Annotated in this window: 2 pseudogenes; both read right to left on the bottom strand. The window is 47.3% G+C overall.

The window, feature by feature from the left end:
* A pseudogene (locus ACTHUE_RS20505) lies at positions 1–96 on the bottom strand (polar amino acid ABC transporter ATP-binding protein); the annotation flags it as partial.
* A 9-nt stretch (positions 97–105) separates the two neighbouring features.
* Positions 106–438: pseudogene (locus tag ACTHUE_RS20500) on the bottom strand (amino acid ABC transporter permease); the annotation flags it as partial.

The raw sequence follows: 438 nt of genomic DNA, 5'->3' as shown, positions 1-438 counted from the left end.
GATAACAACCACTTGTCCTTTGCCGACATCCAAATCGATGCCGCGCAAAATGGTATTTTCGCCAAAGGTTTTATGGATACTGCGGATTTTAATCATGACAACTCCTTATTTGGCGACATAGCGGTCAAAGCGTTTTTCAAAGCGCGCCTGAATCATAAACAGCACTTTGCAGAAGCACCAATAAACCAATGCGGCTTCGATATAAACGGGCAAAAAGTCATAAGTACGGTTTGCTGTCTATTGGGCAACACGGAAAAGCTCGGTTACCGTTACTACGGCGGCAAGCGAGGTATTTTTGAACAAGCAGATAAACTCGTTGCTCAAAGGCGGTACGGCAACGCGGAATGCCTGTGGCGCGATAATGCGGCGGAACGTCTGCATATAGGCCATACCGATGGAGAAACCGGCTTCACATTGGCCTTTAGGTACGGACAAGAT

Source organism: Neisseria sp. P0021.S005 (genome assembly GCF_051956955.1).
The sequence above is the reverse complement of the archived record's forward strand: the minus strand, read 5'-3'. Positions and strand labels throughout refer to the sequence as shown.